Genomic DNA, 15,571 nt, shown 5'->3' on the forward strand with positions numbered 1-15,571 from the left:
GTGCAGGGGCTGTCGGCACGCAGCGGTGTGCGGACGACGGCACCGTGTTGGGTGGGCAGGTGGGACACCTCCGGGTGTGGTATCCGCGCTAGCATGGGATCGCTCGGGTTGAGGCTGCCTGTGCGCAGGTGCGTGCGTTTTCCGTGTGGCGGGCGGGGGGGGGAGCAGAGGGGGGGAATGGGACCCCCCCCCCCCCCCGGGGCGGGGCCCCCCCCCCCACCCCCCCCCCCCCCCCGGGGGGGGGCGGGGCGCGGGGCCCCCCCCGGCGCCGCGGGGCCGGCCCCGCCGCTACCGGCCGGGCCGTCTGGTTCCGGTGTCATCGACAACGCATTCGTGAGCCCATCCATGTCGAAGATCGAAGTTTCCTCCGCCACCATGACGCCGCGCGAGATCGTGCAGGAGCTGGATCGGCACATCGTTGGCCAGCATGACGCCAAGCGCGCCGTGGCCATCGCCCTGCGCAACCGCTGGCGCCGCATGCAGCTGCCGGCCGAGCTGCGCAACGAGGTCATGCCGAAGAACATCCTGATGATCGGCCCGACCGGCGTCGGCAAGACCGAGATCGCGCGTCGCCTGGCCACGCTGGCCAATGCGCCGTTCGTGAAGGTCGAAGCGACCCGTTTCACCGAGGTCGGCTACGTCGGCAAGGACGTCGAACAGATCATCCGCGATCTGGCCGATACCGCGGTCAAGCTGTACCGCGAGCAGGCCAAGGTGCGCGTGCGCACCCAGGCAGAAGAACGTGCCGAAGACCGCATTCTCGATGCGCTGCTGCCACGCCGCAGCGGCGGCATCGGTTTCGACCCGGAAGTGGCGCGCAACGAGCCGTCGGCACAGGACAACGAAACCCGCTTCAAGTTCCGCAAGATGCTGCGCAATGGTGAGCTGGACGAGCGCGAGATTGAACTGGATCTGGCCGCCAACGTCAGCATGGACATCATGACGCCGCCGGGCATGGAGGAGATGGGCCAGCAGCTGAAGTCCATGTTCGCCAATCTCGGCGGTGGTGCCAAGGCGCACAAGCGCACCTTGACCATCAAGGCGGCACGCCCGCTGCTGCTGGAGGAAGAAGCCGGCAAGCTGGTCAACGAGGACGATATCCGCACTGCGGCGATCGAAGCCTGCGAGCAGCATGGCATCGTCTTCATCGACGAGATCGACAAGGTTGCCAAGCGCGGTGACAACGTGGGTGGTGGCGACGTCTCGCGTGAAGGCGTGCAGCGCGATCTGCTGCCGCTGGTGGAAGGCTCGAACGTGTCGACCAAGTACGGCACGATCAAGACCGACCATATCCTGTTCATCGCTTCCGGTGCCTTCCACCTGGCCAAGCCGAGCGATCTGATTCCGGAGCTGCAGGGTCGTTTCCCGATCCGCGTGGAACTGGGCGCGCTGAGCAAGGGTGATTTCGTGCGCATCCTGACCGAGCCGAAGGCGGCGCTGACCAAGCAGTACGAAGCGCTGCTGGCCACCGAAGGCGTCAAGGTCAGCTTCACTGCCGACGCCATCGACCGCCTGGCCGAGATCGCCTTCCAGGTGAACGAGCGCCAGGAGAACATCGGTGCCCGCCGCCTGCATACGGTACTGGAGCGCCTGCTGGATTCGCTCAGCTACGAAGCGCCTGACCGCGATGGCGAGACCCTGGCCATCGACAGCGCTTACGTCGATGCGCATCTGGGTGAACTGGTGCAGGATCCGGACCTGAGCCGCTACATCCTGTAACGCAGAAGGCCGCCGAAAGGCGGCCTTCTTGTTTGAGGGATCCGACCCCTGTGCGCTCAGGCCTCCGGCAACGGCGCAGGTACGGTGCCCGGCTCGAACACGCCTTCCTTCACGTAGGCGGCCAGGGTCATGTCCAGCGCGAGCATGCCGTCGCGCTGGAGATCCATCAGATCCGGCTCGACCATCGCGCCATGCAGCACCCCCAGCACGGTCGCGTGCAGCATGCGCGCGGCGATCTTCGGGTCGGCGCCTTCGCGCAGCTGGCCCAGCGCCTGCGCGCGTCGCAGCGCACGCTCCATCCGGTCCAGCGCGTCGCGGAAACCGGCCTGCTGGAGTTCGGTCAGCACCTTGGTGTCGGCCGAAGCATCGCTGCGCAGCATGATCTCCATGGTCTTGCGCAGGCGCTCGTCTTCGGACAGCTCGATGAAGGAATGGATCATCACCGCGCGCAGATCATGCACCGGCGTATCGCGCTGCTCGGTGGAGGTGCGCTCCAGTTCCTGCATGAAAGGCAGGTGCACCCGTTCGATGATCGCGGCCAGCACCTCGCCCTTGTTCTTGAAGTGCCAGTACACGGCGCCGCGGGTATAGCCGGCGCGGGCACCGATCATCTCCAGCGTGGTACGGGCCACGCCATGTTCATGGAAGCAGGCTTCGGCGGCGTCAAGGATGCCTTCCCGGGTTGCCTGGGTGTCCTCTTTGGTCTTGCGGGCCATGGGTACGAGTACGGGTGAAACGTGGCTGAATTGTACCTGTTTACAAACAAACAAGCATGTATGTATATTTCACCTCCATCGTTCCCGTCGTGTGCGTGGCTGTCCTGTTCCGGCACCCATGCCTGCCCGGGTGGGCGTTGTACGTGAGGCCTCAACCCGTTCCCGGGAGGTGTCCGCCGTATCAGCGCCTGCTGAGATTCTTCCTTCCAAGAGCCTTCCCCATGTTGCTGAGCCGAATCCGACCCTTTGCGCTGTCGCTGGCCATCGCCACGACCGTGGCCGCCTGTGGCGGCGAACCCCAGGCCCCCGAACAGGGGCCCGGCCAGGTCAGCGTGGTCACGCTGAAGTCCGAGACCGTGGGCCTGACCCGCGAGTTGCCGGGCCGGACCAATGCCTTCCTGGTGGCCGAAGTCCGTCCGCAGGTCAGCGGCATCGTGGCCAAGCGCCTGTTTACCGAGGGCGGCATGGTCAAGGCCGGCGAGCCGTTGTACCAGCTGGATGACGCCAGCTACCGCGCCCAGGCCAACAGTGCCCGCGCACAGCTGGCCCGCGCCGAAGCCACGGCCAACGCCGCGCGCCTGAGTGCCAAGCGCATCACCGAGCTGGCCAAGGTCGATGCGGTCAGCCAGCAGGATCTGGAAAACGCCGTAGCCGCGCAGAAGCAGGCCGAGGCCGATGTCGGCGCCGCCCGGGCTTCGCTGGATTCGGCCAACGTCACGCTGGGCTACGCCCGCATCACCGCGCCCATCAGCGGCCGCATCGGCAAGTCCAGCGTCACCCAGGGTGCGCTGGTGAACGCCGGCCAGGCCGACGCCTTGGCCACAGTGCAGCAGCTGGATCCGATCTATGTCGACCTCACCCAGTCCTCGGCCGAGCTGCTGCAGCTGCGCCGCGAGCTGGCCGCCGGCCGCCTGCAGGACAACCAGCAGACGCCGGTCAGCATCCTGCTGGAAGACGGCAGCGCTTTCGAGCACAAGGGCACGCTGGAGTTCTCCGAAGTCAGCGTCGATCCAGCCACCGGCAGCTTCGGCCTGCGGGTCAAGGTGGAGAACCCCGATGGCCTGCTGATGCCGGGCATGTACGTGCGCGCAGTGATCGGTGGCGGCGTGCGCAGCGACGCGGTGCTGGTGCCGATGCAGGGCATCGCCCGCGATGCCAAGGGTGACACCACGGCGATGGTGGTCGGCAAGGACAGCAAGGTCGAAGTCCGCCCGGTCAAGGTCAGCCGCACCATCGGCGACAAGTGGCTGGTCGAGGATGGCCTGAAGCCCGGCGACAAGGTCATCGTCGAAGGCCTGCAGAAGATCGGCCCCGGCATGCCGGTCAACGCCACCGAAAAGGGCGCCGCACCGGCCAAGCCGGCCGCTGCCCCGCCTGCGGCTCCGGCCGGCGACGCGAAGTAAGCGGAGAATTCCATGGCACGCTTTTTCATCGATCGACCCATCTTCGCGTGGGTCATCGCCATCATCATCATGCTCGCCGGCGGCCTGGCCCTGTTCAAGCTGCCGGTCTCGATGTATCCCAACGTCGCTCCGCCGGCGGTGGAAATCAGCGCCACCTACCCGGGTGCCTCGGCCAAAGTGGTCGAAGACTCGGTGACGCAGATCATCGAGCAGAACATGAAGGGGCTTGATGGCCTGATCTACTTCTCCTCCAACAGCTCGGCCAACGGCCAGGCGACCATCACCCTGACCTTCGAGAGCGGTACCAATCCGGACATCGCGCAGGTGCAGGTGCAGAACAAGCTGCAGCTGGCCATGCCGCTGCTGCCGCAGGAAGTGCAGCGGCAGGGCATCAACGTGGCCAAGTCCAGCTCGGGCTTCCTGAACGTGATCGCCTTCGTCTCCGAAGACGGCAGCATGGATGCCAACGACATCGCCGATTACGTCGGCTCCAATGTCGTCGATCGCCTGAGCCGAGTCCCGGGCGTGGGCAACATCCAGGTCTTCGGCGGCAAGTACGCCATGCGCATCTGGCTGGACCCGAACAAGCTGCATACCTATGGCCTGTCGGTGCCGGAAGTGACCGCAGCGATCCAGGCACAGAACGCACAGGTGGCGATCGGCCAGCTGGGCGGCGCGCCCTCGGTCAAGGGCCAGCAGCTCAACGCCACGATCAATGCGCAGTCGCGCCTGCAGACGCCGGAGCAGTTCCGCAACATCGTCGTGCGCGGCGCGCAGGACGGTGCCGAACTGCGCCTGGGTGATGTCGCCCGCGTCGAGCTGGGCGCGGAGTCCTACGACTTCGTCACCCGCTACAACGGCCAGCCGGCTAGCGGCCTGGCCGTCACCCTGGCCACCGGCGCCAATGCGCTCGACACTGCCGCCGGCGTGGATGCCGCGCTGGACGACCTGAAGAACTTCTTCCCGGCCGGCCTGAAGGCCGAGATTCCGTACGACACCACGCCGTTCGTACGCGTGTCGATCAAGGGCGTCGTGCAGACCCTGATCGAAGCGATCGTGCTGGTGTTCGTGGTGATGTACCTGTTCCTGCAGAACTTCCGCGCCACCCTGATCCCGACCATCGCCGTGCCGGTGGTGCTGCTGGGCACGTTCGGCGTACTGGCGATGCTCGGCTTCTCGGTGAACATGCTGACCATGTTCGCGATGGTGCTGGCGATCGGCCTGCTGGTGGACGACGCCATCGTGGTGGTGGAGAACGTCGAGCGCATCATGTCCGAGGAGGGCCTGTCGCCGCTGGAGGCCACCCGCAAGTCGATGGGCCAGATCACCGGTGCACTGGTCGGCATCGGCCTGGTGCTGTCGGCCGTCTTCGTGCCGATGGCCTTCATGAGTGGCTCCACCGGCGTGATCTACCGGCAGTTCTCGGCCACGATCGTTTCGGCGATGGCGCTGTCGGTGCTGGTCGCGATCGTACTGACCCCGGCGCTGTGCGCCACGCTGCTCAAGCCGCTGAAGAAGGGCGAGCATCATGTCGCCCACCGCGGCCTGGCCGGTCGCTTCTTCAACGGCTTCAACCGGGGTTTCGACCGCACCAGCGAAAGCTACCAGCGTGGTGTACGCGGCATCCTGAACCGTCCGTGGCGTTTCATGGGCATCGTCGCCGCGCTGTTCGTACTGATGGCGGTTCTGTTCGTGCGCCTGCCCAGCTCGTTCCTGCCCAATGAAGACCAGGGCGTGCTGATGGCGCTGGTGCAGGCCCCGGTCGGCGCCACCCAGGAACGTACCCTGGAATCGATCGCGGCACTGGAGAACCACTTCCTGGAGAACGAGAAGGCGGCGGTCGAGTCGGTGTTCTCGGTGCAGGGCTTCAGCTTCGCCGGCATGGGCCAGAACGCGGGCATGGCCTTCGTCAAGCTGAAGGACTGGAGCGAGCGTGACGCCGACAACGGCGTGATGCCGATCACCGGCCGCGCCATGGCTGCGCTGGGTGGGATCAAGGACGCCTTCATCTTCGCCTTCCCGCCGCCGGCGATCCCGGAGCTGGGCACTGCTTCGGGCTACACCTTCTTCCTGAAGGACAACAGCGGCCAGGGCCACGATGCACTGGTGGCCGCGCGTGACCAGCTGCTCGGCCTGGCGGCCGGCAGCAAGAAGCTGGCCAACGTCCGCCCGAACGGCCAGGAAGACACGCCGCAGTTCCGCATCGACATTGATGTGGCCAAGGCAACGTCGCTGGGGCTGTCGATCGCCCAGGTCAATACCACCCTGGCCACCGCATGGGGCAGCGCGTACATCGATGATTTCGTCGACCGTGGCCGCGTCAAGCGTGTGTTCGTGCAGGCCGACCAGCCGTTCCGCATGGTGCCGGAGGACTTCGATCTCTGGTCGGTGAAGAACGATAAGGGCGAGATGGTTCCGTTCAGCGCCTTCGCCAGCAAGCACTGGGATTACGGCTCGCCGCGCCTGGAGCGCTACAACGGCGTGTCGGCAATGGAAATCCAGGGCGAACCGGCCCCGGGAGTCGCCTCCGGTGACGCCATGGCGGAGATCGAGCAGCTGGCCAAGCAGCTGCCGGCGGGCTTCGGCATCGAGTGGACCGCGATGTCCTATCAGGAACGCCAGGCCGGCTCGCAGACCCCGCTGCTGTACACGCTATCGCTGATGATCGTGTTCCTGTGCCTGGCCGCGATGTACGAAAGCTGGAGTGTTCCGACCGCCGTGCTGCTGGCCGCCCCGCTGGGTATCCTCGGCGCGGTGCTGGCCAACACCTTCAAGGGCCTGGAGCGCGACATCTACTTCCAGGTGGCAATGCTGACCACGGTGGGCCTGACCAGCAAGAACGCGATCCTGATCGTCGAGTTCGCCAAGGAAAACCTGGAGAAGGGGGCCGGCCTGATCGAATCGATCATGCATGCCGTGCGCGATCGCCTGCGTCCCATCGTGATGACCTCGCTTGCATTCGGCATGGGCGTGGTGCCGCTGGCGATCTCCACCGGTGCCGGTTCCGGCGCCAAGCAGGCCATCGGCATCGGCGTGCTGGGCGGCATGATCGTCGGCACCGCGCTGGGCGTGTTCTTCGTGCCGCTGTTCTTCGTGGTGGTGCAGCGCGTGTTCAAACGCAGGACCGCCGAGTGATGGAATCCGGCAGCGCCGGGCCATGCCTGGCGGATGCCTTACCGCGTAGCTGCCGGGAACGGCCCGGCGCTACCACCGTGACCCCCAAGGTGTCGCCATGAAATTCTCTTCTCTTGCTGTATCCCTGGCCGCCGTGCTCACGGTCGCCGGCTGCTCCACCCTCGCGCCGAAGGACACGGCCGTTGCCCCGGCGATTCCTGCGCAGTGGCCGGCAGAGGCCACGCAGGGCCAGGTTGCCGATGTGGCCACGCTGGGCTGGCGTGACTTCTTCACCGATCCACGCCTGCAGCAGGTGATCGGCCAGGCGCTGGACAACAACCGCGACCTGCGTGTGGCCGTGCTCAATGTCGAGCGCGCACGCGGCCAGTACCGGGTGCAGCGCGCCGACCGGGTGCCGGGTGTGGCCTTCACCGGGCAGATGGAGCGCACAGGTACGGATGCGGGAGTCACCGAGCAGTTCACTGCCGGCGTCGGTGTGGCCGAATTCGAGCTGGACCTGTTCGGCCGCGTGCGCAACCTCAGCGAAGCAGCCCTGCAGCAGTACTTTGCCATCGCCGCCAACCGCCGTAATGCACAGCTGAGCCTGGTGGCCGAGACGGCAACGGCGTGGCTGACCTACGGCGCCGACAGCCAGCAGCTGAAGATCGCCGAAGCGACGCTGAAGACCTATGAGGATTCGCTGCGCCTGGCAGAAGCACGCCATGAACGTGGCGGCAGTTCAGCACTTGAACTGACCCAGACCCGCACCCTGGTCGAAACCGCGCGCACCGATGCCGCACGCCTGCGCGGCCAGCTCGCGCAGGACCGCAATGCCCTGGCGCTGCTGGCCGGTGGCCAGGTCGACCCGGCTCTGCTGCCGGATGGCATCGAGCCGCAGTTGCTGGCACTGGCCCCACCACCGGCCGGCCTGCCCAGCGACGTGCTGCTGCTGCGCCCGGACATCATGGCGGCCGAACACCAGTTGCTGGCCGCCAACGCCAACATCGGCGCTGCCCGCGCAGCGTTCTTCCCGAGCATTTCGCTGACAGGCAGCATCGGCAGCGGATCGAACGAACTGTCGAACCTCTTCGACAGCGGCACGCGCGTGTGGAGCTTCCTGCCGAAGATCACCCTGCCGATCTTCCAGGGCGGCCGTCTGCGTGCCAATCTCGACATCGCCAATGCAGATCGTGATATCGCATTGGCGCAGTACGAGAAGGCGATCCAGAACGGCTTCCGCGAAGTGGCGGATGCGCTGTCGATGAATGTCAGCCTGGATGAGCAGGTCAGCGCGCAGCAGCGTCTGGTCGACGCGGCCGAGCAGGCCAACCGGCTGTCGCAGGCACGCTATGACGCCGGCCTGGACAGCTTCGTCAGCCTGCTCGACGCGCGTCGTACGGCCTACAGCGCGCAGCAGACGCGGCTGCAGGCGCAACTGGCCCAGCAGGCCAACCGCATCACCCTGTACAAGGTGCTGGGCGGCGGCTGGCACGAACGCAGCTGACGGGACGCGCCGGGCATGGCCCGGCGCGGATTCCGGTAGCGCCGGGTCATACCCGGCGGCTTTTCGGTCAGACGTTCGCAAAGTCTGACGCAGGCCGCGCTGCGCGCTCGCCGGGCATGGCCCGGCGCTTCCTGGAGGTGGATTGCGGTAGCGCCGGGTCATACCCGGCGGCTCTTCGGCCAGACATTCGCAAGGCTCGGTACTACCGCAGGGACCAGCGGCACCAGGCGAATGGATACTCGTCCAGCTGAACCGCCAGCCCCGCACGAACGGGATTGCCAAGGATGTACAGCGCATGGCGCCTGATTGCATCTTCAGTGCGCACCGCATGATCGAAGTAGCTCGGCTGCCATAGCGGCGTCTGCACGCCAAATTGCTGCCCCAACAGCCTGCTGCTGCGTGATTTCAGCGTTCCCATCAGGCGCGCAAGTGTTCCATCACGGAGTTGCACCAGCCAATGCAGATGATCGGGCATGACGACCCATGCGAATGAATGGCTGAGTCCCATGTGTTCGACGTAGCGAAGCGAATCCACAAGGCATGCAGCACAACGGGGATCCGCAAAAACACGCCGACGTTGCCGCACGACGGTCGTGAGCACATAGTAGCCTTCGATGCGCGAATCGCGGCTGCGCGTTAGGTGACGACTGGACATGCGGCCAGTCTGTGCCGGAGGGATGCATGCGTTTATCAGCGATTGCCAATGAATCACGTGGGGAACCGCCGTGTTGCAGCTTCACCTTGAGGAGCCGCGTTGCGCGCTCGCCGGGCATGGCCCGGCGCTACCTGTAGGTGGATTGCGGTAGCGCTAGGTCATATCCGGCGGCGCTTCGATCAGGCCTTCGCAGGGCCTGACGCAGGCCGCGCTACGCGCTCGCCGGGCATGGTCCGACGTGGATTACGGTAGCGCCGGGTCATACCCGGCGGCGCTTCGATCAGGTGTTCGCAGGTCGTCAGGGCTACACCGCTTCGTCATCACGGCGCACCGTGTGGCAGGCCCGCACACGGGCCAGGGCGTCGCCGGCTTCGCGTGCCATCCGCTCATACTCGGCGCGGATCTCTTCCAGCCGCTGCTCGTCCAGTTCTTCCAGATCCAGCAGCTCGTTGTTGGCTTCCGCGGTGGCCCGGATCAGTTCGTCCAGCTTGATCTGCATCGCCGCGGTATCGGCGTTCTGCGTGTGCTGGATCAGGAAGACCATCAGGAAGGTGATGATGGTGGTGCCGGTGTTGATGACCAGCTGCCAGGTGTCGTTGAAACCGAACACCGGGCCGGAGATGCCCCACACCACCACGATGGCTACTGCACCCAGAAAGGTCCACGGAGAGCCGGTGGCGGCCGCGGCCTTCTTGGCGATGGTATTGAACAGGTTTCTTGCTTTCATCGTCGTCGTCCCGCTGGGATGACGTGATGATCGGCGCGTGGCCGTGCAGCCTGCGTGCAGCAGGCCTGCTCAGGCGCGCAGCCGCGGTGCGTCCTGCAGGCGCACGCGGCTGGCCTGGTAGACGTGCTGCCAGCAGCGGTCAACGAACTCGCGGGCCTGTGCTTCGCTCAGCCGCGGCATGATCTGCAGCGCATACTGGGTCTGGAACATCTCGTCACGCTGCGCGTTGCTGGCGCGCGGCTGGGTGATCAGCGAATCGCAGGCGAACTTGATCCAGGGCACGTAGGAGCCGAACGAATTATGAGGCAGCGCACCGTCGGCGTGCTGGCGGCGCCAGTGGTCGAGTTCCGCATCGACGTCGATGACCGGGGGAATGGCGGGGACTTCAGTGTGCATGTCGATCCAATCGGTTGAGGTGGACGTGGAGTGGGGGGAATCGCAGTGTTGCCTGATCACCGGTGGAAGCGGTGTCATCGCAATGTGGAAACAGCGTTGCGATTGCCGATCAGTTGGGCGTGCTCGACCACGCCGAGGTCTTCAGCGATGTCCGCCATCGCGTTGCACAGGCGGACGTGGTCGCGTGGATGGTCGCGCACCAGTTCCAGCTGCATGCTCTGATAAGCGGTCCAGAACAGGGCGCCGCGCCGATGCAACCGATATTGGCCCCGCAGGCGGGCGCGGATTCCGTCAAGGATCAGATTGGGCGTGGGGCTTGCAGCGTGCGCGCACATGGCTGGCTCCGCCGGGGTAGGGGGCCCCGGTAACCCCACCGTAGGCGTGCCGGAGCGGTGGGGTGTTACCGCGGCGTGTGCATGCGTGCCGACGGAGTGCGCAGCGCGTCACATCGAACGCCGCAGACGCTGACTGCACAAGGGCCTGCCGCGGATGAAGCATTCATTAAACGCGGGCTGGGGTCAGTCCACGGCACTCATTCGCCGATGTCTTCGTTCCAGATCTCGGGATATTGCGCAATGAAGCTCCCGAGCAGGTCGACGCATTCCTGGCTGTCGAGGTCGATCACATTGACGCCGTTTTCGCGCAGCCAGTCGATGCCGCCCTGGAACGTGCGGGACTCGCCGACCACCACGGTGCCGATGTTGAACTGGCGCACCAGTCCCGAGCAGTACCAGCACGGGGCCAGGGTGGTCACCATGATCGTGTCGCGGTAGCGACGCTGGCGCCCGGCCTTGCGGAAGGCGTCGGTCTCGCCGTGCACGGAGGGATCGCCTTCCTGCACCCGGCGGTTGTGGCCGCAGCCGAGCAGGCGACCGTCGTTGTGGTACAGCGCCGCGCCGATCGGCACGCCGCCCTCGGCCAAGCCCTGGCGGGCTTCGGCGATGGCGGTCTGCAGCAGGGCCTGGTAATCAGGTGTGGTGATCATGCGGGGCTCCGGAAGGTCATGGGCTGCCATGATAAGGCGCCGTTCCCCCGCAGCGGCCCTGGCGGTGCGATAATCGGGACATGAGCGAATCCCCCTACAAATCCGGTACCACCCATTTCGGGTTCCGCGACGTCGCCGCCAAGGACAAGCAGAGGCTGGTCGGGCAGGTGTTCACCTCGGTCGCGCGCAACTACGACCTGATGAACGACCTGATGAGCCTGGGCGTGCACCGGGCGTGGAAGCGTTACTACGTGGCGACCGCGCAGGTGAAGCCCGGTGACCGCGTGCTTGACCTCGCGGGGGGCACTGGCGACATTGCCGCCCTGCTGAAGGAGCGCGTCGGCGCCGAAGGTTCGGTGGTTCTGGGCGACATCAATGCCGGCATGCTGTCGGTGGGCCGTGATCGCCTCACCAACCGCGGCCTGGTGCTGGGCCTGGACTACGTCCAGTGCAATGCCGAGGCCCTGCCGTTCCCGGACAACAGCTTCGACCTGGTCACCATCGCCTTCGGCCTGCGCAACGTGACCGACAAGGATGCCGGCCTGCGCGAGATGTACCGCGTGCTCAAGGTCGGCGGCCAGGCGCGTGTGCTGGAGTTCTCCGAGGTCACCGCCGACTGGTTCAAGCCGATCTACGACTTCCACTCGTTCAAGATCCTGCCGAAGCTGGGCAAGCTGTTCGCCAATGATTCGGACAGCTACCAGTACCTGGCCGAGAGCATCCGCAAGCATCCGCCGCAGGACGAGCTGAAGGCCATGATGGGCGAGGCCGGTTTCGAGCGCTGCCACTACAAGAACCTGACCGGCGGCATCGTGTCGATCCACTCCGGCTACAAGCTGTAAGGCATCCAGGGCCGCCGGGCTTGGCCCGGCATCCGTCGGTAGCGCCGGCCGCCCTGCCTTACCCCGCACCGCGCAACGCCTGCGGGGCCGGAGGGAGGTACCATTGGGGTTTGCTCCCCGTAACGGTCCCGATTCATGCGCAATCCGCTGATGCTCCTTCCGTTGGCCGTGGCCCTGGCCGCCGGCTGCTCCCAGGAGGCGGCCGCGCCCGCCGCCGCCCCGACTGCCGAAAAGGCCCCCGCCGCTCCCGTGAACGCCGAGAACCGCAGCCACGACGAAAGCTCGTACGCCGAGCCGGACAAGGTCGTCATCAAGGACATCGCGCTGGACCTGAAGCTGGACTTCGACCAGAAGCAGATCGGCGGTACCGCGACCTACACCCTGGAATGGAAGCAGAAGGACGCCACGCAGCTGGTGCTCGACACCCGCGAGCTGACCGTGTCCAAGGTCGAAGCCGTTGCCGCTGACGGCGCGCGCAGCCCGCTGAAGTTCGAGCTGGCGGCGGCCGACAAGGTGTTCGGCAGCAAGCTGACCATCGAGGCCCCGCAGCAGCCGGCCAAGGTCGAGGTGACCTACCACACCGCGCCGACCGCCTCGGGCCTGCAGTGGCTGGCGCCGTCGATGACCGAAGGCAAGAAGCTGCCCTTCATGTTCAGCCAGTCGCAGGCCATCCATGCCCGTTCCTGGGTGCCGCTGCAGGACACCCCGAGCGTGCGCTTCACCTACAGCGCGCACGTGGTCTCGCGCCCGGACGTCATGGTGCTGATGAGCGCCGACAACGACCCCAAGGCCGCGCGTGATGGTGACTACACCTTCAAGATGCCGCAGCCGATCCCGTCCTACCTGCTGGCGATCGCCGCCGGCGACCTGGTGTTCGAGCCGATCTCCGGCCGCTCCGGCGTCTGGGCCGAACCGACCATGGTCGGCAAGGCGGCCAAGGAATTCGAGGACACCGAGAAGATGATCGGTGCCGCCGAGAAGCTGTACGGCGAGTACCGCTGGGGCCGTTACGACATGCTGGTGCTGCCGCCGTCGTTCCCGTTCGGCGGCATGGAGAACCCGCGCCTGACCTTCGCCACCCCGACCGTGATCGTCGGCGACAAATCGCTGGTCTCGCTGGTCGCCCACGAACTGGCGCACAGCTGGTCGGGCAACCTGGTGACCAACGCGAGCTGGAAGGACATCTGGCTCAACGAGGGCTTCACCACCTACGTCCAGGGCCGCATCACCGAAGCACTGTACGGCAAGGAGATGGCCGAAATGGAGCGGCAGATCGACCAGACCGACCTGCTGGCGGAAGTGAAGGACATGAGCCCCGCCGACCAGGCGCTGGCGCTGCCGCCGCTGAACGAGCGTGACCCCGATGAAGCCCTGAGCCAGGTGGCCTACGTCAAGGGTTCCTGGTTCCTGGAGTTCCTGGAACAGCGTTTCGGCCGCGAGACCTTCGATCCGTTCCTGCGCGGCTGGTTCGATGACCACGCCTTCCAGAGCGCGAATACCGACCAGTTCGTCGAGTACCTGAAGAAGAACCTGCTGCCGAAGAACCCGTCGGCAGTGACGGAAGCCGAACTGAAGGCATGGCTGGACGAGCCGGGCATCCCGGCGTTCGCGGCCAAGGCGCAGTCGCGCAACTTCAGCAGCGTCGATACCGCGCGCATCGCCTTCACCAGCGCCGGCACCGTGCCCAGCAGCCAGGTCATCGCTGACTGGAGCACCCAGGAGTGGGTGCGCTTCATCGACGGCCTGGGCACGACCCAGCCGCTGGACACGCTGGCCACGCTGGACAAGGCCTTCCACTTCACGGGCACGCCGAATGGCGAGATCGCCATGCGCTGGTATCCGCTGGCCATCCGCAGCGGCTACGAGCCGGCCAATGAGGCCGCGGCGGCATTCATCGAGCGTGTCGGCCGTCGCAAGCTGATCCTGCCGATCTACGCCGAACTGGTGAAGACGCCGAAGGGGCTGGAGCTGGCCAAGCAGGCCTTCGAGAAGGCCAAGCCGGGCTACCATCCGATCACCACTGCCTCGGTCCAGGACATGCTGGCCAAGGCCGAAGCCAAGTAAGAACAAGCGCCGGGCACTGCCCGGCGCTTTTTTTTGTAGAGTCGAGCCATGCGCGACTTTGCAAGCATGCGAAAAACACGAAGGACCTCTGCCATGAAACGACTGATCCTGCTCACCGCCTGCACCCTGGCCCTGGCCGCCTGCAGCAATCCCGAAGAAGAGCGCAAGGCGCAGGAAGCCGCCGCGGCCGCCGTTCAGGCGCAGAAGGAAGCCAAGGCCGAGGACGTGGCCAGGCAGTACGACATGGCCGTCGCCGCGCAGGACTGGGAGCGCGCGCGACTGCATGGCGCCGCGCTGCTGGATGAGTACAAGGACACGGCCGCCGCCGAGCGCATCGCCGCAGGCTTCGAAGAGGTCAAGGCCAAGGGCGATGCCGCGCGCGACCTGCGCCGCATGCAGGCGCTGTGGCAGTACAACCAGATCCCGGTCGGCAACAAGGGCAACCAGATTTCGGCGCAGATCTACAGCAAGGAACGGGTGGACGTGGATGGCAGCGGCGCAAAGCCGGTGCAGCTGGTGTTCCGCGATCACCCGGAGTGGAAGCGGCACGCCTACCTGGTGCTGCAGGCCGGCGATTTCCGCTGCCCGCAGTGTACGGTGAAGGTGACCGTGGACGACGGCAAGCCGGTGTCGATGGCCGCCTGGCGGCCGCAGACCGATGAGGCGATTGCGCTGTTCATCACCGACCAGAAGGCGCTGTGGAAGCTGGCGCGCAAGGGCAGGTCGATCAGCATCGAGTTCCCGGTCAAGGCCGGCGGCACCCGCACGGCGGTGTTCGAAACCGGTGGCGTCGACGCCAGCCGCATGCCGCAGTGGTGGCAGTGATGCCGGGCGCGGCCACGGCCGCGCAGGCGCTGCCCGCGATCCGCCACTGGGTGTTCGACATGGACGGAACGCTGACCGTCGCCGTGCATGATTTTGCCGCGATCCGCCGCGCATTGGAGATCGCCGCCGAGGAAGACATCCTCGACCATATCGCGGCGCTGCCTGACGCATCGGCTCAGGCCAAGCGTGAGTGGTTGCTGGACCACGAGCGCGGGCTGGCCGAGGACGCGCTGCCCGCGCCGGGCGCGGTGACGCTGCTGCGCGCGCTGGCGGCCGCCGGGTGCCGGCTGGGCATCCTGACCCGTAACGACCATGCGCTGGCGAAGCTGACGCTGGAGGCGATCGGGGTCGGGGCGTTGTTCGACGATGCCGACATCGTCGGCCGTGATGAAGCGGTGCCCAAGCCCTCGCCGGATGGCCTGCAGCAGCACCTGCGGCGTTGGGGCGTTGCAGCGACGGAGGCGGTGATGGTTGGCGACCACGCCTACGACCTGGAGTGCGGCCGTGCCGCAGGCACGCACACCGTGCTGGTCAATCTGCCGGAGAACCCATGGCCGGGCCGCGCCGATTGGCACTTCGCCGATTGCCGCGCCCTGTTGGCGGCCTGGCAGGGCGCATGAC

The 15,571-nt window shown here is 66.4% G+C and carries 14 protein-coding genes; 8 read left to right on the forward strand and 6 right to left on the reverse strand.

What is annotated here, in order from left to right:
- Positions 1 to 345: 345 nt before the first annotated feature.
- A complete protein-coding gene (gene hslU, locus ACVOME_RS15925; RefSeq protein ID WP_481505275.1) occupies positions 346 to 1,719 on the forward strand; it encodes an ATP-dependent protease ATPase subunit HslU in 1,374 nt (457 codons plus the stop codon).
- Between the two features lie 56 nt (positions 1,720 to 1,775).
- Here hslU and ACVOME_RS15930 read toward each other — a convergent pair whose 3' ends face one another.
- On the reverse strand, positions 1,776 to 2,435 hold the full coding sequence (locus ACVOME_RS15930) for a TetR family transcriptional regulator (RefSeq protein ID WP_065175175.1): 660 nt from the start codon (positions 2,433 to 2,435) through the stop codon (positions 1,776 to 1,778).
- 221 nt (positions 2,436 to 2,656) lie between these two features.
- Between ACVOME_RS15930 and smeD the strand changes: the two genes are divergently transcribed.
- From smeD to smeF, 3 genes are all read left to right on the forward strand, one after another.
- Positions 2,657 to 3,838: a multidrug efflux RND transporter periplasmic adaptor subunit SmeD gene (smeD, locus tag ACVOME_RS15935; RefSeq protein WP_065175174.1), complete on the forward strand. Its 1,182-nt coding sequence runs from the start codon at positions 2,657 to 2,659 to the stop codon at positions 3,836 to 3,838.
- 12 nt (positions 3,839 to 3,850) lie between these two features.
- Entirely contained in the window at positions 3,851 to 6,973 is a 3,123-nt protein-coding gene (smeE, locus tag ACVOME_RS15940; protein ID WP_053520172.1) for a multidrug efflux RND transporter permease subunit SmeE, read from the forward strand.
- 97 nt (positions 6,974 to 7,070) lie between these two features.
- Positions 7,071 to 8,456, forward strand: coding sequence for a multidrug efflux RND transporter outer membrane subunit SmeF (gene smeF, locus ACVOME_RS15945; protein ID WP_197600921.1), 1,386 nt, complete (start codon positions 7,071 to 7,073; stop codon positions 8,454 to 8,456).
- Between the two features lie 202 nt (positions 8,457 to 8,658).
- Here smeF and ACVOME_RS15950 read toward each other — a convergent pair whose 3' ends face one another.
- The 5 genes from ACVOME_RS15950 to ACVOME_RS15970 form a co-directional block, all read right to left on the reverse strand.
- A complete protein-coding gene (locus tag ACVOME_RS15950) occupies positions 8,659 to 9,111 on the reverse strand; it encodes an REP-associated tyrosine transposase (protein WP_197572522.1) in 453 nt (150 codons plus the stop codon).
- A 304-nt stretch (positions 9,112 to 9,415) separates the two neighbouring features.
- A complete protein-coding gene (locus tag ACVOME_RS15955) occupies positions 9,416 to 9,838 on the reverse strand; it encodes a low affinity iron permease family protein (RefSeq protein WP_053520445.1) in 423 nt (140 codons plus the stop codon).
- 69 nt (positions 9,839 to 9,907) lie between these two features.
- The gene (locus tag ACVOME_RS15960; protein ID WP_111186202.1) at positions 9,908 to 10,234 is read right to left on the reverse strand and encodes a hypothetical protein; all 327 of its coding nucleotides are present in this window, start codon (positions 10,232 to 10,234) and stop codon (positions 9,908 to 9,910) included.
- A 74-nt stretch (positions 10,235 to 10,308) separates the two neighbouring features.
- On the reverse strand, positions 10,309 to 10,569 hold the full coding sequence (locus tag ACVOME_RS15965) for a hypothetical protein (protein WP_180876838.1): 261 nt from the start codon (positions 10,567 to 10,569) through the stop codon (positions 10,309 to 10,311).
- Between the two features lie 197 nt (positions 10,570 to 10,766).
- Positions 10,767 to 11,219: a nucleoside deaminase gene (locus ACVOME_RS15970; protein ID WP_197571616.1), complete on the reverse strand. Its 453-nt coding sequence runs from the start codon at positions 11,217 to 11,219 to the stop codon at positions 10,767 to 10,769.
- An 80-nt stretch (positions 11,220 to 11,299) separates the two neighbouring features.
- Here ACVOME_RS15970 and ubiE point away from each other — a divergent pair, with 80 nt between their 5' ends.
- From ubiE to ACVOME_RS15990, 4 genes are all read left to right on the forward strand, one after another.
- The gene (gene ubiE / locus ACVOME_RS15975) at positions 11,300 to 12,061 is read left to right on the forward strand and encodes a bifunctional demethylmenaquinone methyltransferase/2-methoxy-6-polyprenyl-1,4-benzoquinol methylase UbiE (protein ID WP_481505276.1); all 762 of its coding nucleotides are present in this window, start codon (positions 11,300 to 11,302) and stop codon (positions 12,059 to 12,061) included.
- Positions 12,062 to 12,196: 135 nt separating this feature from the next.
- A complete protein-coding gene (locus ACVOME_RS15980) occupies positions 12,197 to 14,125 on the forward strand; it encodes a M1 family metallopeptidase (RefSeq protein ID WP_111186200.1) in 1,929 nt (642 codons plus the stop codon).
- Positions 14,126 to 14,218: 93 nt separating this feature from the next.
- A complete protein-coding gene (locus ACVOME_RS15985) occupies positions 14,219 to 14,950 on the forward strand; it encodes a hypothetical protein (protein WP_481505277.1) in 732 nt (243 codons plus the stop codon).
- A complete protein-coding gene (locus ACVOME_RS15990; RefSeq protein ID WP_481505280.1) occupies positions 14,950 to 15,570 on the forward strand; it encodes an HAD family hydrolase in 621 nt (206 codons plus the stop codon). Before ACVOME_RS15985 ends, ACVOME_RS15990 begins: the two co-directional genes overlap by 1 nt.
- Position 15,571 lies beyond the last annotated feature (1 nt).

The sequence above is a fragment of the Stenotrophomonas sp. STEN008 genome, from assembly GCF_056760435.1.